The organism is Clostridium sp. FP2 (assembly GCF_011065955.2).
Lineage (GTDB): Bacteria > Bacillota > Clostridia > Clostridiales > Clostridiaceae > Clostridium_AD > Clostridium_AD tagluense.
Genome location: NZ_JAAMNI020000001.1, coordinates 4,958,948 through 4,977,302, shown reverse-complemented (window position 1 = coordinate 4,977,302; position 18,355 = coordinate 4,958,948). Strand labels below are relative to the sequence as shown.

Here is an 18,355-nt window from a genome sequence, read left to right as displayed (position 1 = left end):
AGGGTAATAAAACAATTTTTAATTGAAAATATCAAGTTATTTATCTATAGTAGTATACCACATTGAATTAACTTCTAATATAAAATCCATAAAATTCTTTTGACAAAAGTGCAGTTATAAATTACACTAATATATGTGCCATTTTTAAATGCACACTTGGATTAAGGGTATTTAGATAAAAATTGGAGGGATTTTCTTTGAGTGGGAATCCGTATACAATGTCCAGTTATTAAAAACAAATAAGTGTATGAGTAGAAATACTTTTAAAATATAAAAAATTACAAATATAAAAAATTACACTATATTAAGGAGAAAAACAAATGAGTAGATTAGTAGTAAAAAATATGAGCCATGGCTTTGGTGACAGATCAATATTTGAAGATGTATCTTTTAGATTACTTAAAGGCGAACACATAGCGCTTATAGGTGCTAACGGAGAAGGTAAATCAACCTTTATGAACATTATTACGGGTAAGCTTATGCCAGATGAAGGGGAAGTTCAATGGTCAAGTAGCGTAAGAGTTGGATATATGGATCAGCATACTGTTTTGCAAAAAGGAAAAACTATTCGAGAAGTTTTAAGGGAGGCCTTTAAATATCTTTTTGACTTAGAAGAGGAAATGATGGATGTAACAGACAAGATGGGAGATGCATCTCCAGAGGAGCTAGAAAAATTACTAGATAGAATGGGAACAATTCAAGATCAATTGGACAATAATGGATTCTATGCTATTGATTCTAAAATAGATGAGGTAGCTGCAGGAATTGGACTTAAAGATGTTGGTCTTGAAAATGATGTTGCAGATTTAAGTGGAGGACAAAGGACGAAAGTTCTTCTTGTAAAACTTTTATTAGAAGCTCCAGATGTTTTGCTTCTTGATGAGCCTACTAACTTTTTGGATGAGCAGCATGTGGAGTGGCTTAAGAGATATCTTCAAAATTATGAAAGTGCATTTATCCTAATATCCCATGATATTGAATTCCTAAAAGGTGCAATTAATATAATATATCATGTGGAAAATAAAAAGTTGACTAGATATATAGGTTCTTATGAAGAATTTTTGAGAATTCATGAGGCTAAAAGGCTACAAATGGAAGCTGATTATGAAAGACAGCAAAAGGAAATTACTAGACTAGAGGTTTTTGTTGCTAAAAATAAAGCAAGAGCTTCTACTAGTGGAATGGCAAAATCAAGACAAAAGAAATTGGATAAAATTGATAGAATAGAAGTTACAAAAGATAAACCAAAGCCACAATTTAATTTTAAATCTGCAAGAGCTTCAGGGAAAATAATATTTAAAACTGTGGATTTAGTTACTGGATATGATAGCCCGTTATCTAAGCCATTAGATTTATATATGGAAAGAGGACAAAAGATTGCTTTAACTGGTGCTAATGGTGTTGGAAAAACAACTTTACTAAAAAGTCTTATGGGTGATATAAAAGCTCTTTCGGGTCATACAAACTTAGGAGATTATCAATATATAGGATACTATGAGCAAGAAATAAAGGGAGTCAACCGCAATAATTGCATTGAAGAATTTTGGCAAGAATTCCCTAGCCTTACTCAGGGTGAGGTAAGATCTGCACTTGCTAAATGTGGACTTACTACAAAACATATTGAGAGTAAAGTTACTGTGCTTAGTGGTGGAGAACAAGCAAAGGTAAGACTTGCGAAACTCCTAAACAGGGAAACTAATATATTAATACTAGATGAGCCTACCAATCACTTAGATGTAGATGCTAAAGATGAGTTAAAGAGGGCCCTAAAAGAATATACAGGAAGTATACTTATAGTTTGCCATGAGCCAGACTTTTATCAAGATATAGTAACAGATGTATGGGACTGTGAAGAGTGGACAACTAAAATAGTATAATTTGCCCCAAAAAAGAGCTAGAATAATTTCTAGCTCTTTTTTTATAGTATTTCTAGTTTAAAACTTCGAGTCCAAGGTCTAGTATATTAGCAAATAATAATAAGGAATTAGTATTTGGGATAACATTATTTTTAACATCTAATAATTTTCCAAGTCCATACTCGGTGTAGATGCTAACAGTAGGGAAATTAAGTTCACCCAGGTCACAAATAATGTCGGTTTCGTATAATTTTATTTTAGTCATGTTATCAATGGGCTCGACTATTTTATAAAGTCTTGTAGGATAGTCATATCTTAGAACTTTTAAAATATTACTTGCTAGTATTTTTTTAGGTTTAGTGTTTATATCATACTTTGAAGTAGTTGAAGAAATGTTATTTACAACAAAATAATCAATATTTCTTTTGTAATTCACCCTATCTTTAAATTCTTTTAATCTTTCTAAATTTAACTCTACATTTACTGAGATTTCATCATTTTCTAAACTTTTAAAACTTTCTTTTATGTAAGTTAATTCTTCTTTTCCATGGAGTTCTCTAGCTAAGATATTCATACAATTATCATAAATATCTTCAAATGAACTAAATGGTAAGGCGTATTTTATACAATCTAAAACAAGGTAAATCTTGAATTTAGTAGATTTATTACTAGTTTTAGATGAATAATTGACTTCAACTAATAATCTTTCATTCAATAGTGCCGTATCAAGTGTTATTTTCTCAATTCCGTTACTAAATTCTATAGTGTAATTCTCATTAGTAGATAAGTTTTGTGTATCTTGATTTATTATATAAGTACTTTTAAAACCAGCTCCAGTAATTTCACCAACTCTCAATGAACTTTTTATTGGTAATTTCTTCAAATTTATATATGGTCTGTTTGTACATAGGTTGTTTTCAGATATTATTCGCATAGTAAACTCCTTTAGTTCTAACAAGATTGTTAGTTTGATTTATCAAATTTCACAAGAATACTCCAACCGCTTAGGTGGTGAGCTGAATTGTGTTTAGGAAAGAGATAAAGAAAGAAATTGCTTCTAACTTGCATCAACAAACCCCTTAGCAAAATATAAAATACTTATATTTGCAGTTTTAATAACTTTGCTTGATTTTCCAACTTTAACTTGAATATAATTATACCACCTATCATAACAAAAATACCTAATGGTTTTATGAAGTCCAATTTAATTTGCTGATTACCCAATAATCCAAAGGTGGCAAATCTCTTTTTTTAGTGAATGATATAAAAATTTAAACAAATGGAAAAATACATTGACAATATCGAGTGTCGATAATATACTGAGATTATATATATCGATACTCGATATTGAAGAGGTGATAAGAAATGGCAAGAGAGCAATTTCAAAATTTAACAGAACCAATGTATTATATATTAATGTCCTTACTCAAAGAAATGTGCGGGGTAGATATTATGGAGGCTGTAATTGAAATTTCAAAAGGCCGTGTAAAGGTTGGCCCTGGGACGTTATATGCGCTTCTTTCTAAGTTTGAAAAGGAAGATATGATAATAGAAACAGAAGTGAAAGGCAGAAAAAGAAGTTATATAATTACTGATAAGGGAAAAGAAATACTACTAGAGGAGTATAGAAGATTAATTACTATGGCCAATGATGGAGTATTGTATATGGAGAGATATAAAGAGAATTTTAAAATATAGAGTGGAGGTGTAAGATTATGACAAGTAAGGATACGAAGACAACAATATTTATGTATTTACCCTATGAATGTTCTGCTGTAGAAGAATATCTTGATGAAATGGCAAAAAAAGGATGGTTATTACAATCTATAAAAGGAGTTTTTTTTAAGTTTAAGAAAACAGAAATGGAGAAAATAAAGTATTCAGTAGACGTACTTAATAGGGTTTCTGTTTTTGATCATAAAGATAGTGATGTAGCTCTAGAATATAGGGAATATTGTGAGGCGGCAGGATGGACATATGTATGTGAGCATGTAAAAACTCAAATATTTTATACACATGGGGATAAGGAAGCTATTTCTATTCATACTGATGAAGAGGAAAAGTTTAAATTAGTTTTCAAAGCTTCATTATATAATATGGGAATTCAGTTTTTTTTAACTCTTCTATTGAGTTTCAATCTATATATCCAATTATTTATGGGAGATGGAGGTTTTGTACTAGCATCTAATATGGGCATCTTATCAATAGTTACAATGTCTTCCCTTATAATTATAAATAGTGGAGGATTTATTAGCTTTTTAATTTGGGTCATAAAAGTTAGGGCTAAGTTAAAAAAGGATAAAGGCATGAATTATAGTAACTATAAGCAAGTAAGGATAAAAAGTATATTAAGAAATAGCTATGGCTTAATAATATTATTTATATTTTTAAAACTGTTAATTTTTGATACTACAGGATTTAATATTTCTTTCTTAATAATAATAACAATATGCATTCCTATAATAATTATGATTTGTGTGCGAAAATTTATTGATAAAAAAAAGCATTCAAAAAACATTAATATGGGTATAACTATAGGCAGTGTAGTAGTCTCAATATATTTAGTTTTAATACTTGGCATTGGTTCAATTCTTTTTAGTAGTGAAACTTTACAAAATGATGTGCCAACCCATAAATTTAATTTAACAACTAAGGATTTTGGGGTTGTAGGAAATAATGATGAAAGTCCTTATATTAAATTTGATAAAAGTATAATAGCCCAAAGAGTAGGCTATTCTGGTGGTAACGACGGTAATTATTTAAGCTATACAATGCTTCAAAGTGACTATCCTATACTAATTAAATTCTATGAAAATAGATTATTAAGTAAATTTAATCGTTATGGTGCTAATTTATTGGAAGAGAGGACTAAACTACCTAATAATATTGTGGTCTATTCAGATAGTGTGAAAAAAACATTTGTAGTAGTATCACAAGATAAAGTAGTTGAGATTAGGAAAGATTTTACTAATCTAAGTGAAAAAGAATTTTTGAAAAAGATATATGAAAAGCTTTTTTATTAATAAATCATACAATTAGTCCATATAAGAAGCCAAGCATGCTGGCTTATTATATTTTTGTTATTAATTTCATAGCATTATATTTTGTATATTGAACAAAATAGTAAGGATACTATGATTAATTTTTTATAAAAGGAGGAAAAAATGCTATGGGTGAAAAAAAAGATCCTTCTTGTGCAAGTCAACAAGAAAAGGAGAAAAAAGTAAATAATTTAGGAGCTAAGCATAATAAAAAGACACATAAAAAAGATTGATATTAATATTAATTTTAAAAGGCATATATTGTGAAAAATATATGCCTTTTGATGATTTAGGTAACTGTATCCTCTTGATTATTAACAGTGTCATCTTGGGTAATTATGCTATCTTTTTTTATCCATCCTTTATTATTAATGTTAGTTTGAGATTTTATAGATACCTCATACCATGAAATATCAAAAATCTCAGCACAATCTTGAATTTCTACAGGAGTAATTTTAACTAAGTTAGATAGAACTAGCGAATTTTCCAGGGGGCTTAGATATAGACTGCAAACTTCTTTTGTGGTTCCTGATTTAAAAAGTGGTGCCTTGTATTTTATTATAATAGGACCCTCAGCACTTCGCGCGCTTTCAATTTTTGATTTGAATTCTCTATTTTGCCTAGAAATAATCTTCAGTTGAGTTTTTTGTGTTGATAATTTTTGATTCATGATGGAATAATATATGCCAAAACATATCAAAAGAACTGAGAATAGAAAAATAATCAATAGTATCTCTCCTTCTAAAGTACTTATTCACAACAATTATGTACTAATATAATAGAGGTTAACTGAAAAATTTGTGCATATGCTTAATATATACTATTCTATAGAAATGAAAAAAATTCATAAAAAAACCCATGTAATTACATGAGTTTTAAATAGCTGTAGTTAATTCATGATATTCAAATATAAACATATCTGCATGATTAATAATATCTTCTCTTTGTTCTTTGGAAAAATCATCATATACGCCTACTACCCTCATTCCAGCAGCTTTTGCACCTTTAACTGCAGGTAGGATATCTTCAAATACAATACATTCTGATGGCTCTACACCTAATCTTTCAGCGGCAAGTAAATATACATCAGGAAAGTTTTTCCCCCTAGAGACTTCACTCGTAAGAGTTATGCAGTCAAAGTAATGGTAAATACCATTAGCATTAAGAACAGCTTCTAACAGATCCTTACTATTACTTGTGGCAAGTCCAATTTTTATGTTCAGAGTTTTAAGCAAAGATAAAAACTCAACTACTCCAGGTTTTAGCTTTACATTGTTAAGATATTCCACATAGGCTAAATCTGTCCATTCCTTTTTAATTTCTTCTATAGTATCTAATATACCAAAATTACTTTTAAAATATGCTGCAGTGTCATCAAAGCTAAGATGTTCTATTTGGCTTTTAAGGTTGGAGGGTAAATCCATATTCAGTTTTTTAAAATAATGTTCATCTATTTTGCCCCAAACCCACATAGAGTCGATAAGGGTACCATCTAAATCAAAAATTGCAGCTTTAATATTTGTTAGCATTTAATCACCTCTTATAAAATTATAACATGAATAAATATAGTAATACACTCAGATTTGAAAAGGAATTATGGGCATTAATTAAGAGCAGCTACCAGGACAATTAAGTTGGTAGCTACTCTTAGTTATTTTCATAGGTCTTAAAAGAACCTGTAAGTAAGAAAAGAACAGGTAATTCCTAAAAAAGCACCTACAATTACATCTGTAGGGTAATGAACCCCTATATACATTCTTGAAATTCCTACACAACAAGCTAGGGGTATAGATATAAAGCCAAAAATAGGGAAATATAAAGCTACTATTACAGCTAATGAAAATGCACCGGTAGTATGACCTGAGGGGAAAGAGTATTTATCTATACCTATTTTTTTTATATTTAAATTTGGAATATCTATAAATGGTCTTAATCTAGTAACACTTATCTTGAGAAGCTTGCCAATGCCAGTACTTATTGTTATAGAAACCATAGCACGAATAGCCATGACATGAAGCAGCGCGTTACTTAACAAAAAGGCGAAAGTGCAAAATATAAACATAAAAGTAAAAGAGCCTAAGTAAGTCATAGCTGGCATTACAATATCTAAGAACTTACACTTCCAAGAATTATTTATAATTCTAAGTATGTTAATATCTCTATGACTTATATATTCAAATAATGCTTTCATAAAAACCTCCAATCTGCACAGTGAATTATTTTTTTTGATTACTTAATATTGTATCATATTTTAGAGCCGATTTACATTGTGAAATATTAATTAGAACTCCCTGTGAAATATTTTGGTCTTATCTTTATCTTTGAAATCCCCAGCACTATTAATTCCAATTCTATTTAGGATTTCGTTCATACAATCGCTATCAATGGCTACTTTAATCTTTGAATTTTGTGCAAATTTATTTACTCTAATTTTTCCGAAGCTTGCATCGATTAATGATTTAGGTCCTCCAACGCAACCTCCAACACAGCCCATTCCTTCTACAAAATTTGCATTGATTTCCCCGTTTTGAGCTTTAGTAAGCAATTCCTTACATTCTTTTACACCATTTCCTTGAATAGGATTAAATAAATCGTATTTTTCAGGAAATAATCTTTCTATAACTTCTCCAATAGCTATAGATACTCCTCCAGTCCTAGCATAAAGTCTACCGCCTCTAGACGCATATTCACTAGATACATCTGCTTTAAGTTTTTCAGGCTCAATATTTAATGTATCAAAAATATCCTTAAGTTCGGAGAAGGTAAGCACGTAATCTATGTCGCCTAAAAGGTCGGGGTCTTTAGCTTCACCTTTTTTTGCAATACAGGGTCCAATAAAGACTACTTTGCAGTTAGGGTTTAATTGTTTTAAAACTCTACCAGCAGCAATCATAGGAGAAATGGAGGGGGATACATGTCTCACTAAATTGTGGTATACCTTCTTTACCATTCCTACCCACATAGGACAACAGCAAGAGGTAAGCATTAGATCTTCTTTTACTTTAACATGTTCATCAAACTCAATAGCTTCTTTTAATGTAAGCATATCTGCGAAAAAAGCAACTTCAACCATATCTGTGAATCCGATTTTTTTAAAGGCGGTTCTAAGCTTATCTATATTAGCACTTTCTCCAAATTGGCCAGTAATGGCTGGGGCTACAGCGGCTATTACTGTAGAATTCCCTTTTAACAAATTTAAAAGGGGAATAAATTCTACCTTATCCATTAAGGCACCAGTAGGACAGACATCTATGCAAAATCCACAGTCTATGCATTTATCATTATCAATATAGGTAGTATTACATTTATTATCTATTAATATGGCATCAAATGGGCAAGAAGCTTGACAAAGGGTTTTTCCAGACGTATCTGCACACTCCATGTCGCAATGTTTAACTTTATTTACAATCTTGTGATTTGATTCATAATACTGGATAGCTTGTTTTAAATCATTTATGTAATTATTTGAAAAGACTACATCAACTCCACAAAGTGAAGAAATTATAGAACTTAACTCGGTTTTATTAATATTGTCTTTTGACAGTAATTCCTGTAGCTTATTTTCAAAATTATCTTCATGATAGGACTTAATTAGGGTCTTGAAAATTTCATTATACATTTTATTCAAAATAATCACTCCTAAGTTGTTATTAGCTATGTAATAATGTTAGCATAATATTTAGAAAAAACAATAAAATAGTGAAGTATTGTTTAGCTTGTGAAAAAGGAGTGATTTTATACTTAAGCCATGAAAAATTTATAATAAAAAAAGAGTTGTCGTTAGACAACTCTTTTTGGTCGGGGTGACAGGGATTGAACCTGCGACCTCATGGTCCCAAACCACGCGCGCTCCCAGCTGCGCTACACCCCGATGACTTCTTTATTATATAATAGGAAGGTGTAAATGTCAACAGTATTTACAAGCATTTTTCCAAATGCAAGAAATATAGGGTTTATATATTGTATATCTCTTTCTGAAGTTGTTAATATTACAGCATGGAAGGTAGGATTTAACCACAATAAAATCAATAAAAAGATTTCAGTATATACATGATAATATGTATAAGTTATAATTTAAAATAAAAAAACAATATTCTAGATGTGAATATTGTAATTTTATAGAGGTAATAGTTAGGGGGGGAAAGAATGTATAAACATCTAATAGAAGGATTGCTTGTAGGCTTTGCTTACGTAGCACCTATAGGTACACAAAACATATTTGTAATAAATACGGCTATACGTAAAAGTAGACTAAAGGCATATCAAGTTGCATTTATTACTATATTCTTTGATATATCGCTTGCAGTATCATGCTTTTTGGGGGTAGGAGCGCTTATGGAAAGGTTTAACCTTTTAAAAATGCTTATTCTTTTATTAGGAAGTATAGCTGTAGTTTATATTGGAGCAGGGCTTTTGAGGCAAGTACCAGAAGTTAAATCTGAAGAGACTGTGGATCTGAATAAATCCATTATAAAAATAATAGGGACATGTTTTGCAGTGACTTGGTTAAACCCTCAAGCAATAATTGACGGCTCCTTATTACTGGGGGGAAGTAGAGCGGTGCTACCAGTAGATATGGGAAGCTACTTTATTATAGGGGTATGCGTAGCTTCATTAATTTGGTTTACTTTATTAGCTACAGTTGTTTCACTATTTAAAGCTAAGTTTAATATTAAGGTTATTAGGATAATAAATTTAATATGTGGAGTAGTTATAATTGTATATGGATTTAAATTAGCATATTCCTTTGTTAAATTGATTATCTAAAAGGATTTGTAAGATAAGAGAGCAGTTTCTCATATGATAGTAAAATAACATCATATGAGAAACTGCTCTCTTTAGTATAATTATTTTTTAGTAACCTTTTCTTTATCACCCACACCTCTTGTGGGTACAGTAGACATAACAAAACCTATCAGTATAGAAACTAAGGCAGGAGCAATTACGTTGATATATACAATATACCTTGTTTTGTACAAAACTAGTGCAGTAAGAGCAGTGATTGATGCGCTAGCTACAAAAATGATAATTACAAATTTTGCGAAAGAACTCATAAACTTTTCATATAATCTATGACGAGTTGGTCCGCTTATAACACTTCTAAATAAAAAATAAGAAGAGAATATTATTATTATATCTACTATAGCCGAAACTAGAAAATTTTTCATTATACATACCTCCAAAACAATTTTTCCTAGTTAGTGTTACCAAAGATTAATACTTTTACGCAATATTATTATAAAAAGTGAAACTAAACTATATAAATACAAGTATTTGAATTAGTAGCTTGCTTTTATAGTGTAAAATCATGTGATTTTAAAATATAAAAATAATGAAAAACAAAAAAAGCTTATTCATAGGTAATATAGATCACTGTAGATAATTTGTAAGGAATTTAAATTATAACCATGCATTGACAAATTAAATAAAGGATACTAGACTATGTTTAATAAGTTAAACAAAAGAACGGAGCGCCACTTCCCACAGAAGTTTTATTTTTGTTGTAGTATGTGACTCCCACTTATAGAAATGGGAGACTTCCTTCTGGAATGTCGTTAAATAGTTAGTGAAATTTATATGAATATACCAAGAAAAAATATCATTATAGGGGGAGTGTTGAATAATGAATGATATACAGATGGTTTTAGGAAAGCAAAGGACTTATTTCCATACAGGAGCTACAAGAGATTTAGACTTTCGTATGGAGAAGTTAAATACCTTAAAAAAATCTATACAAAAAAATGAGAAGCATATATTGGAGGCATTGTGGTCTGATTTGCATAAATCGGAATTTGAAGCTTATGCTACTGAAATAGGAATAATCTTAGAAGAAATAAATTTTGTTATGAAACATTTAAGGTCCTGGTCAAAAACTAAAAAAGTAAGAACTCCATTAACACATTTTTTATCTTCTAGTTATATTTATTCAGAGCCTTATGGAGTGAGTTTAATTATTTCACCATGGAATTATCCATTCCAGTTAACAATGGCACCATTAATTGGTTCCATAGCGGCTGGAAACTGTGCTATGTTAAAGCCATCAAAATATTCTCCTAAAACCACTGAAATTGTGATTAAAATTATTGCAGAATGTTTTTCAGAGGAGTTTGTTTCTGTGGTAGAGCCTTATGGTGGTCGTGAATCTATTCAAGCACTTTTAGAGGAAGAGTTTGACTATATATTCTTTACAGGTAGTGTACCTGTTGGGAAGGTAGTAATGGAGAAAGCTTCAAAGCACCTTACTCCTGTAACTTTAGAATTAGGTGGAAAAAGTCCGTGTATAGTGGACTCAGATTCTGATATAAAACTAGCTGCAAAAAGAATAGCTTGGGGTAAATTTTTAAATGCAGGACAAACTTGCGTTGCACCAGATTATTTACTAGTTCATAAAAGCGTTAAGAAAGAGTTTTTAAATGAGCTAATGGATTGTATAAAAGAGTTTTTTGGAGAAGATACATCAAAAAGCAATGACTTCCCTAGAATAGTAAATGAAAGGCAATTTGACAGGCTTATAGGACTTTTAGATAAAGGTCATATTGTGACGGGAGGAGAATACAATAAGCAAGAACGATATATTGCACCTACTATTATTGAAAATATAACTTGGGAAGACCCAATTATGCTAAATGAAATATTTGGTCCCATATTTCCGATTATAGAATTTGAAGACCTAGAGCAAGTTATAAAAATAGTTAATTCAAAACCTAAGCCCCTAGCATTATATTTCTTTTCTAATAACAAGAAACATCAAGAAAGAATAATAAAAATGATTTCTTACGGTGGAGGATGTATAAATGATACAGTTATACATGTAGCATCTACCTATGCACCTTTTGGTGGAGTAGGGGCGAGTGGTATGGGCAGTTACCATGGTAAAGGAAGCTTTGATCTGTTTTCTCATAAAAAGAGCGTAATAAAGAAGAGTAATATTATAGATATTAAGGTTAGATATGCTCCATATAATGAAAAAATTAAATTGCTAAAGAAACTTATGAAATAATATATTATCGATAAAATGGTTATATTAAGTATTTTATTGGAGGCAACTATGATTTATGAAAAAAGTAATTTGAAAATAGAAAGTGATTTTGAGGTAAGGGAAATACAAAAGGATGAACATAACGTGGATCTAATAGTTCCAATAGGCAATAGATGTGTAAATCTGTATTTACACAATGCACCTAAATATATGAAGTCAAGAGTGCAATTTCCATCCGTTAAAAGTATACTTATTAGATTTTGCACTATAGAAGATAATAATACATGTACCTTGCACTTTTTAAGTGATAGTGGAATTCATTCCACTATGGCAAACTTTGAGATGGATTATAGTGAAACATATATAGAAGTAAGAAATACTGAATATTTTGTGGATATGAAAATGCTTGAGGAGGAAATTGGAGGAATAAGAAATGAAAAAAATATGTAATCAGTGCCAGAGTGAAATGATAGAGGATTGTAAGGTGGAATCTTATGGTGGAGTTACAATTTCGAAGAAAGGCAAAGGGGTTATTTTTAATACTGAGTATGCCAAAGTAAAAGCAGCAGTTTGCCCTAATTGCGGTTGTGTAGTTTTATATATTGATAAATATGAGGAATTTGTAAAGTCCTTATATTAATATAAGTCAGAAAGGGTGACATTATGAAAAAGATCATTAAAAATAAGCATGCTGTGTACTTAATATTTTTGTTTACTATTATTTTTGTCTTAAAAATATTTTATTTAAATAATATAATAAGTTTATTACTCCTAATATCTATATCAGTATCATTAAATTTAGCTGTACTCTTGTTAGTATATATATTTAGAAAAAAGATTAACAATACATATATTATAATAACATTTGTTATTGTTGCTATATATAATACTGTAGATATGGTTACAGTCATATATCCTCCTAAAAATTTAATCGGTAATAGTATTTCTTTTATATTGTTTATTTTATTTTTATTATCATTTTATAAAGCCAATAATACTAAATAGTTTTAAAATTAACTAAGAAAGGAAGTGAATATTTAGTGGGTTTGAATACTTGATTTGCAGTACTCCACTAAATACAATTTATGTATATAATAGAATATACCTCTGATGATTTTAAAAAATATAGTGAAAAAATCCATACAATAATTATTCCTATAGGAAATAGAGGAAAAACTATTTTTCAAGATGCACTTACTGGAGATGCTACCTTAGCAACAGTGGAAAAGGGAGAGAGAATCTTTGGATTATTGGAGGGCAAAATAATAGATAGAGTTGAAGCAATGCAGCAAGGTAGATATTACGAATAAGTAAACGCCACTAGAAGAAGTGTTCTAGTGGCATAGATAATGAATATTAGCTGCAGCGTATTTCCCCTTCCATAACAATAACTGCTTCACCTCCAACCTTTACTGTTAAGTCATCCTTAGTTCCTTGAAGTCTTACAACTATTTTGCTGGGTCTATTCATATAGTAGCCCTGTTCACATATTATAGTTATATTATCTTCAAACTTAAGCATATCATTTTTTACTAGGTAGGCACCAAGTGCTCCATTAGAAGTCCCTGTGGCAGCTTCTTCATTTATACCAGCGGCAGGACCAAAGTTTCTACAAGCTATAGTAGAGGAATCTTCTTCAGTTTCAAGAGTAAAGGCATGCACTCCAATAATATTTAGCTTATTACTATACTGTGCCAATCTATCATAGTTTGGATTTATGGACCTTAATGCAGATAGACTTTTAACTGGGAGCATAATATCTGTAAGACCGGTAGATACAGCTTGAGGAATAAGGTGGTATCCGTCAATGCCTATATCCTGTGCATTTATTCCCATGATTTCAGCAAGTTCACACAGGTCTTCAACCTTAAAAAGAAAATTAGGTTTAGTTTGAGTCATCATTACATTATGGATTTTACTGTCTTTAAAATAGAGTTCAACCGGTAAAATACCAGCCTTAGTTTTTTGTTTTACAATTTTGACATTATTAGTTCCAGTAATTATACCTTTTGAAGCTAAGGCGAAAAAAGAAGCAATTGTAGCATGTCCGCATAAATCTACTTCTTGAGTAGGTGTAAAAAATCTTACTTGGTAATCTGCCACATCATCTTGTAGTGGAAAAATAAAGGCAGTTTCCGATAAATTCATTTCCATTGCAATTTTCAACATATCCCTATGATTTAAACCAATTGCATTAGGCACTACACCAGCTGGATTACCTCCAAAGGGCACAGCTGAAAATGCGTCTACTCCATAAATAACTTTTTTCATAAATAATTCATTCCTTTCTAATGCGAAATTTTTATTTTCAGACTATATTATCTAATATAGTTCCAATATGGGAGTATGTAAATAAAAAATAAACCTACATTTGAAAGTTGTAGGTTTAAATCTTAATATCATAAATTGTTAATAGCTTTATTTTGATTTCTTACTCCAATCTAAGAGGCCTTAAGCCCCTTCATTCAAGAATTTATATTGAGACATATAAAGATCATAATATAATCCTTTTAGGTCTATAAGTTCGGTGTGGGTGCCTCCCTCTACTATTCTCCCATCATCTATAACCATTATTTTGTCGCAGTCTCTTATAGTTGATAGTCTGTGTGCTATAACAAAGGAGGTTCTGTTAAATAGGAGTTTTTTAATGCCCTTTTGTACAAGCTTTTCTGTAGTAGTATCAATATTAGAAGTAGCTTCATCTAATATTAATATTCTTGGATTAGCAAGTAAGGCGCGAGCAAAGGATATAAGCTGCCTTTGACCGACGGAAAGTCTAGATCCTCTTTCATTTACCTCTGTAGCATAGCCATTATCTAGCTTCATGATAAAAGAATCTGCGTTAACGGCAATAGCTGAAGCTATTACTTCTTCGTCCGTGGCATCTAGTTTTCCATAACGAATATTTTCCATAATAGTAGTAGAGAAGAGAAAGGTATCTTGAAGCATTATGCCCATTTGACTTCGAAGGGATTCAATATCAACATGAGATACATTTTTACCATCTACTAAAACTTCTCCGCTGCCTGCATCATAAAATCTACTAATTAAGTTTATTATAGTAGTTTTGCCAGCCCCGGTAGGACCTACTAAAGCTACAGTTTCTCCAGCCTTTATTTTAAAGCTCACATTATTTAATACAGAAACATCATTATCATAGCTAAAAACTACATTTTTGAATTCAACATCACCTTTTATTTTAGGCATTTTTATAGCCTTATCAATAGTTATAATATCTGGTTTTATATCTAGTATTTCAAAAATCCTTTCTGCAGAAGAGAAATTTGTTATTAATGTATTGTAAAAATTGCTGATGTTCATAATTGGTCTCCAAAACATTGAAATATAAGCAGTAAATGCAACGAGTTCACCAATAGTTAAGGTTTTTGCTTTTATAAGAGGCACGCTATACCAGTATACGAGTAAACTGCCAAGCCCCCAAGATAATTCTACCATGGGCCAAAACAAATCATTTAATCTAACAGCCTTCATAAAGGCATTCATCATGTCGCCAACATAGGTTACAAAGGTTTTAGAGGTTTTGTCTTCGGTGGCGAAAGATTGAACTACTCTTATGCCAGAAAAATCTTCATGGGTAAAGGCATTAAGATTAGAACGTTTAGATCTATATATTTGCCAGCGCTTTCTAGAAAATATTTCTATAGAAGAAAGAGCTATAATTAGCACTGGTAAGAATGAAATCGAAATTAGAGCTAATTTAACATTCATAGAAAACATAATAATTGTTACAAATATTAGAGTTAAGATTTCTGGGATAAAGTTAGTTACGCTGTTATCAAAGAGATCTTGCAGAGAACTTACATCTCCAATAACCCTTGCAAGTATTTTTCCAACGGGTCTATTATCAAAAAAAGTAAAGGATAGTTTCTGAATATGAGTATATAATTCCTGTCTTATATTTAATAGTGCAGAGTTAGTAACGGACGCCATAATATTAATTCTTATTCTAGATGCAATGAGTGATATTATATTAAAAACTACCATAAAACCGGCAATTTGTGCTAGGCCTCGTATATTAGAGGTTCCTATATATTTGTCTATTGCTAGCTTCAAAATATATGGGTTTACTAGAGAGCATACCATGACGACTACCATAAGCAAAATAACTAAAGCTACTTTTAGTTTAAAAGGCTTTAAATAACTAAATATCCTTATTATCAGTTTACCTTTGGAAGCTTCCTTAAATTGTTCATCTTGCTGTGTTGAATTTCTAGGCATTATACCACCACCCCTTCAAGGTCCATAAAGTCTGTAAATTGTTGATTGTACACATCATAGTATTGCCCTCTCTTTTCAAGGAGAGTTTTGTGATTGCCCATTTCCACCACATGACCATTTTCAAGGAATAGTATCATATCCGCATTTTTAACTGCAGAAATCCTATGTGCAATTATAAAGGTAGTTTGTTTGTTATTTCTATGGTGAAGATTTTTTAAAAGATTGTATTCAGTATCCATATCTAAGGCTGAAGTGGCATCATCAAGTATTAAAATACTAGAATCTTTAACCAACGCTCTTGCAATAGAAAGTCTTTGTTTTTGACCGCCAGAAAGACCTAGTCCTCGCTCGCCAATAATTGTCTCATAGCCCTCGGTTAGACTATCCAGAAATTCGTCCACGCAGGCGTCCGTGCAAGCTTTTTTTATTTGTTCAAAGGAGGCATCCAGATTTCCAAAACGGATATTCTCAAAAATACTCTCTGAAAATAAAAAAGTATCTTGAGAAACTACGGCCATTTTAGATCGTAAATCATGTATACATATATCACGTACATCATTACCATCTACAGTAATGCAGCCTTTGGAGATTTCATAATATCTGCCTATAAGATTTACAAGAGAGCTTTTACCGGAACCTGTTGTGCCCATTATTGCAACAGTGCTTCCAGCAGGTATATCCAAATTTATATTTTCCAAAATGTAATTTTCATTATATTTAAAAGACACATTTTCAAATTTTATGGAGCCTTTAATTACAGGCATAGCTATGGCATCATCTTTATCTTTAATTTCAGGTTCTACATCCATTATATCAAAGATTTTTTTAGCAGAAGTATTTGCCTGAGTTATGATATTTGTAAGCCAGCCTATCATTCTCATTGGCCAAATTAGCATCCACACATATTGGCTAAAGGCCACCAGTTCTCCAATAGATAAACTTTTACCAATTACTAGCATTCCACCAACACATACTACGGCTAAAACAGACATGTTACATAAGAATTCTATCATTGGGAAATGTTTACTCCATATCTTAGTTTGTTTCATATTAAGATCATAATTTGTTCTGTTATGGTTTAAAAACTTTAATGTTTCATGTTTTTCTCTAGCAAAAGCTTTTACAAGACGTACACCAGCAATATTTTCTTGAGCCGTAGTGTTTAAAACTGCATTATGGTCACTTATGGCGCCAAAGGCTTCTCCAACTTCTTTTTCAAGTTTCATTGCTATATAGCCAATAAGAGGCATAGTTATAAGAGTTACAAGTGCAAGCTGACCATTCATACGAAAGATTAGTACCGAGGCAACTAGAAAATAAATTAATTGTTCTATAGCAAGGCCTATACCAAAAGAAATGGATCTCCATACATTATCCACGTCAGAGCCCATCCTTGACATAAGTTCGCCGGTGTTCATACTATCAAAATATTTAAATGGTAAACTTTGAATATGATCAAATAGATCTGTTTTTAAATCTATACTTACTCTAGAAGATAAGTAATCTAAGCTGTATTCTCTAATATAGCCAAGTATTGACCGAGTAAGAGTAATTCCAGCAAGAGACATTAATACAAAAGTTAGAAGGTTATATTCACTATTGCGAAGTACTTTATCAATCATAATTTTTACTAAATAGGGATTAAACATGTCTAGTATTATACTTATTATCATTGCAATAGAAGCTATAATAATAAAGAGTTTGTATTTTGTAACATATTTTAAAATTCGTTTCATTAAAATCTGACCTCCTTAACGGTTAGTATATTTTAAGAAATAGAAATTAATCTATTTCTTAAAATATTTTTATGTGTTCATATAATGTTAAATTATAACCATCAGTATCTCAAAGATACAAGCTTAGATGCGTTTATTTAATATTAGGAAATAATATAAGTCATTGCTCAGGCTATTATTGCATAAATATAGTGGCTTTCGCCGATAACGACTGAGTAGATTCTTATTTTCAAAGAAAGCAAACCCCGTAGTGATTCCTCCTAAATTAATATTATAGTTTTTTGAAATTGTAGATTTATTCATTATAATTTCCTCGCTTTCAAATTTTTATTAAATACTAAATGGATAGATTACATTTGTTTGTTTGTAATAAGAAAATAATCAAGGTGACTAATACTGTTAAATGTGTTTAACAATAAAGGTTTTGACCAATAAGTGTATGGAGTTTTTCTACTTTTAAAAAAACTGTGTTTCATAAATACCCCTCCTAAGCTAGATTTTGGT

Annotated in this window: 19 protein-coding genes and 1 tRNA gene; 9 read left to right on the top strand and 11 right to left on the bottom strand. The window is 30.8% G+C overall.

The window, feature by feature from the left end; translation table 11 throughout:
• The first annotated feature begins 320 nt into the window (after positions 1-320).
• Positions 321-1,877: a ribosomal protection-like ABC-F family protein gene (gene abc-f / locus G9F71_RS23550; protein WP_124998458.1), complete on the top strand. Its 1,557-nt coding sequence runs from the start codon at positions 321-323 to the stop codon at positions 1,875-1,877.
• A gap of 52 nt (positions 1,878-1,929) precedes the next feature.
• Here abc-f and G9F71_RS23545 read toward each other — a convergent pair whose 3' ends face one another.
• On the bottom strand, positions 1,930-2,790 hold the full coding sequence (locus tag G9F71_RS23545; protein WP_164949429.1) for a hypothetical protein: 861 nt from the start codon (positions 2,788-2,790) through the stop codon (positions 1,930-1,932).
• A 431-nt stretch (positions 2,791-3,221) separates the two neighbouring features.
• On the opposite strand from G9F71_RS23545, the gene G9F71_RS23540 reads away from it, so the two are divergent.
• Together G9F71_RS23540 and G9F71_RS23535 are read left to right on the top strand one after the other, a co-directional pair.
• On the top strand, positions 3,222-3,554 hold the full coding sequence (locus tag G9F71_RS23540; protein ID WP_124998454.1) for a PadR family transcriptional regulator: 333 nt from the start codon (positions 3,222-3,224) through the stop codon (positions 3,552-3,554).
• A gap of 17 nt (positions 3,555-3,571) precedes the next feature.
• Positions 3,572-4,879, top strand: coding sequence for a DUF2812 domain-containing protein (locus G9F71_RS23535; protein WP_164949430.1), 1,308 nt, complete (start codon positions 3,572-3,574; stop codon positions 4,877-4,879).
• Between the two features lie 307 nt (positions 4,880-5,186).
• On the opposite strand, the gene G9F71_RS23530 is transcribed toward G9F71_RS23535, so the two are convergent.
• From G9F71_RS23530 to G9F71_RS23510, 5 genes are all read right to left on the bottom strand, one after another.
• A complete protein-coding gene (locus tag G9F71_RS23530; RefSeq protein ID WP_224626571.1) occupies positions 5,187-5,567 on the bottom strand; it encodes a hypothetical protein in 381 nt (126 codons plus the stop codon).
• Positions 5,568-5,772: 205 nt separating this feature from the next.
• The gene (locus G9F71_RS23525) at positions 5,773-6,426 is read right to left on the bottom strand and encodes an HAD family hydrolase (protein WP_124998448.1); all 654 of its coding nucleotides are present in this window, start codon (positions 6,424-6,426) and stop codon (positions 5,773-5,775) included.
• Positions 6,427-6,563: 137 nt separating this feature from the next.
• Positions 6,564-7,088, bottom strand: a complete 525-nt coding sequence (locus G9F71_RS23520; RefSeq protein WP_124998446.1) for a phosphatase PAP2 family protein — start codon at positions 7,086-7,088, stop codon at positions 6,564-6,566.
• Between the two features lie 90 nt (positions 7,089-7,178).
• A complete protein-coding gene (locus tag G9F71_RS23515) occupies positions 7,179-8,525 on the bottom strand; it encodes a [Fe-Fe] hydrogenase large subunit C-terminal domain-containing protein (protein ID WP_164949432.1) in 1,347 nt (448 codons plus the stop codon).
• Positions 8,526-8,692: 167 nt separating this feature from the next.
• Positions 8,693-8,768 (bottom strand) — tRNA-Pro (locus G9F71_RS23510).
• Between the two features lie 33 nt (positions 8,769-8,801).
• On the opposite strand from G9F71_RS23510, the gene G9F71_RS23505 reads away from it, so the two are divergent.
• Both G9F71_RS23505 and G9F71_RS23500 read left to right on the top strand, forming a co-directional pair.
• Positions 8,802-8,951 carry a hypothetical protein gene (locus tag G9F71_RS23505; protein WP_164949433.1) on the top strand — a complete coding sequence of 50 codons (150 nt, stop codon included), beginning with the start codon at positions 8,802-8,804 and terminating at the stop codon, positions 8,949-8,951.
• Between the two features lie 92 nt (positions 8,952-9,043).
• The gene (locus tag G9F71_RS23500) at positions 9,044-9,664 is read left to right on the top strand and encodes a LysE/ArgO family amino acid transporter (RefSeq protein ID WP_164949434.1); all 621 of its coding nucleotides are present in this window, start codon (positions 9,044-9,046) and stop codon (positions 9,662-9,664) included.
• 80 nt (positions 9,665-9,744) lie between these two features.
• Here the strand turns inward: G9F71_RS23500 and G9F71_RS23495 are convergent, their stop codons facing one another.
• Positions 9,745-10,065 (bottom strand): hypothetical protein, encoded by a 321-nt coding sequence (locus tag G9F71_RS23495; RefSeq protein ID WP_164949435.1) that lies wholly within the window; start codon positions 10,063-10,065, stop codon positions 9,745-9,747.
• 455 nt (positions 10,066-10,520) lie between these two features.
• Here G9F71_RS23495 and G9F71_RS23490 point away from each other — a divergent pair, with 455 nt between their 5' ends.
• The 3 genes from G9F71_RS23490 to G9F71_RS23480 are packed head-to-tail and all read left to right on the top strand — an operon-like array spanning position 10,521 to position 12,516.
• Positions 10,521-11,897: an aldehyde dehydrogenase gene (locus G9F71_RS23490; protein ID WP_164949436.1), complete on the top strand. Its 1,377-nt coding sequence runs from the start codon at positions 10,521-10,523 to the stop codon at positions 11,895-11,897.
• 48 nt (positions 11,898-11,945) lie between these two features.
• The gene (locus G9F71_RS23485; RefSeq protein WP_164949437.1) at positions 11,946-12,326 is read left to right on the top strand and encodes a hypothetical protein; all 381 of its coding nucleotides are present in this window, start codon (positions 11,946-11,948) and stop codon (positions 12,324-12,326) included.
• Positions 12,310-12,516 (top strand): nucleic acid-binding protein, encoded by a 207-nt coding sequence (locus G9F71_RS23480; protein ID WP_164949438.1) that lies wholly within the window; start codon positions 12,310-12,312, stop codon positions 12,514-12,516. The genes G9F71_RS23485 and G9F71_RS23480 overlap by 17 nt, the downstream gene beginning before the upstream one ends.
• 100 nt (positions 12,517-12,616) lie before the next feature.
• Here G9F71_RS23480 and G9F71_RS23475 read toward each other — a convergent pair whose 3' ends face one another.
• Entirely contained in the window at positions 12,617-12,787 is a 171-nt protein-coding gene (locus tag G9F71_RS23475) for a hypothetical protein (RefSeq protein WP_216276513.1), read from the bottom strand.
• 174 nt (positions 12,788-12,961) lie between these two features.
• Here G9F71_RS23475 and G9F71_RS23470 point away from each other — a divergent pair, with 174 nt between their 5' ends.
• Positions 12,962-13,186, top strand: a complete 225-nt coding sequence (locus G9F71_RS23470; protein ID WP_164949439.1) for a creatininase family protein — start codon at positions 12,962-12,964, stop codon at positions 13,184-13,186.
• 46 nt (positions 13,187-13,232) lie between these two features.
• On the opposite strand, the gene G9F71_RS23465 is transcribed toward G9F71_RS23470, so the two are convergent.
• The 3 genes from G9F71_RS23465 to G9F71_RS23455 all read right to left on the bottom strand — a co-directional run bounded on the left by G9F71_RS23465 (position 13,233) and on the right by G9F71_RS23455 (position 17,851).
• Positions 13,233-14,147 (bottom strand): PhzF family phenazine biosynthesis protein, encoded by a 915-nt coding sequence (locus tag G9F71_RS23465; protein WP_164949440.1) that lies wholly within the window; start codon positions 14,145-14,147, stop codon positions 13,233-13,235.
• A gap of 180 nt (positions 14,148-14,327) precedes the next feature.
• The gene (locus G9F71_RS23460) at positions 14,328-16,115 is read right to left on the bottom strand and encodes an ABC transporter ATP-binding protein (RefSeq protein ID WP_164949441.1); all 1,788 of its coding nucleotides are present in this window, start codon (positions 16,113-16,115) and stop codon (positions 14,328-14,330) included.
• Positions 16,115-17,851, bottom strand: coding sequence for an ABC transporter ATP-binding protein (locus tag G9F71_RS23455; protein ID WP_164949442.1), 1,737 nt, complete (start codon positions 17,849-17,851; stop codon positions 16,115-16,117). Before G9F71_RS23455 ends, G9F71_RS23460 begins: the two co-directional genes overlap by 1 nt.
• Positions 17,852-18,355: the final 504 nt, after the last annotated feature.

Excerpts from the sequence above, each read along its gene's own strand:
- G9F71_RS23495 (WP_164949435.1), bottom strand. The coding sequence starts at position 10,065 with ATGAAAAATTTTCTAGTTTCGGCTATAGTAGATATAATAATAATATTC.
- G9F71_RS23500 (WP_164949434.1), top strand. The coding sequence starts at position 9,044 with ATGTATAAACATCTAATAGAAGGATTGCTTGTAGGCTTTGCTTACGTA.
- G9F71_RS23540 (WP_124998454.1), top strand. The coding sequence starts at position 3,222 with ATGGCAAGAGAGCAATTTCAAAATTTAACAGAACCAATGTATTATATA.
- G9F71_RS23545 (WP_164949429.1), bottom strand. The coding sequence starts at position 2,790 with ATGCGAATAATATCTGAAAACAACCTATGTACAAACAGACCATATATA.
- abc-f (WP_124998458.1), top strand. The coding sequence starts at position 321 with ATGAGTAGATTAGTAGTAAAAAATATGAGCCATGGCTTTGGTGACAGA.
- G9F71_RS23520 (WP_124998446.1), bottom strand. The coding sequence starts at position 7,088 with ATGAAAGCATTATTTGAATATATAAGTCATAGAGATATTAACATACTT.
- G9F71_RS23505 (WP_164949433.1), top strand. The coding sequence starts at position 8,802 with ATGTCAACAGTATTTACAAGCATTTTTCCAAATGCAAGAAATATAGGG.
- G9F71_RS23525 (WP_124998448.1), bottom strand. The coding sequence starts at position 6,426 with ATGCTAACAAATATTAAAGCTGCAATTTTTGATTTAGATGGTACCCTT.
- G9F71_RS23530 (WP_224626571.1), bottom strand. The coding sequence starts at position 5,567 with ATGAATCAAAAATTATCAACACAAAAAACTCAACTGAAGATTATTTCT.
- G9F71_RS23455 (WP_164949442.1), bottom strand. The coding sequence starts at position 17,851 with ATGAAACGAATTTTAAAATATGTTACAAAATACAAACTCTTTATTATT.
- G9F71_RS23460 (WP_164949441.1), bottom strand. The coding sequence starts at position 16,115 with ATGCCTAGAAATTCAACACAGCAAGATGAACAATTTAAGGAAGCTTCC.
- G9F71_RS23485 (WP_164949437.1), top strand. The coding sequence starts at position 11,946 with ATGATTTATGAAAAAAGTAATTTGAAAATAGAAAGTGATTTTGAGGTA.
- G9F71_RS23475 (WP_216276513.1), bottom strand. The coding sequence starts at position 12,787 with ATGACTGTAACCATATCTACAGTATTATATATAGCAACAATAACAAAT.
- G9F71_RS23480 (WP_164949438.1), top strand. The coding sequence starts at position 12,310 with ATGAAAAAAATATGTAATCAGTGCCAGAGTGAAATGATAGAGGATTGT.
- G9F71_RS23535 (WP_164949430.1), top strand. The coding sequence starts at position 3,572 with ATGACAAGTAAGGATACGAAGACAACAATATTTATGTATTTACCCTAT.
- G9F71_RS23470 (WP_164949439.1), top strand. The coding sequence starts at position 12,962 with ATGTATATAATAGAATATACCTCTGATGATTTTAAAAAATATAGTGAA.
- G9F71_RS23490 (WP_164949436.1), top strand. The coding sequence starts at position 10,521 with ATGAATGATATACAGATGGTTTTAGGAAAGCAAAGGACTTATTTCCAT.
- G9F71_RS23465 (WP_164949440.1), bottom strand. The coding sequence starts at position 14,147 with ATGAAAAAAGTTATTTATGGAGTAGACGCATTTTCAGCTGTGCCCTTT.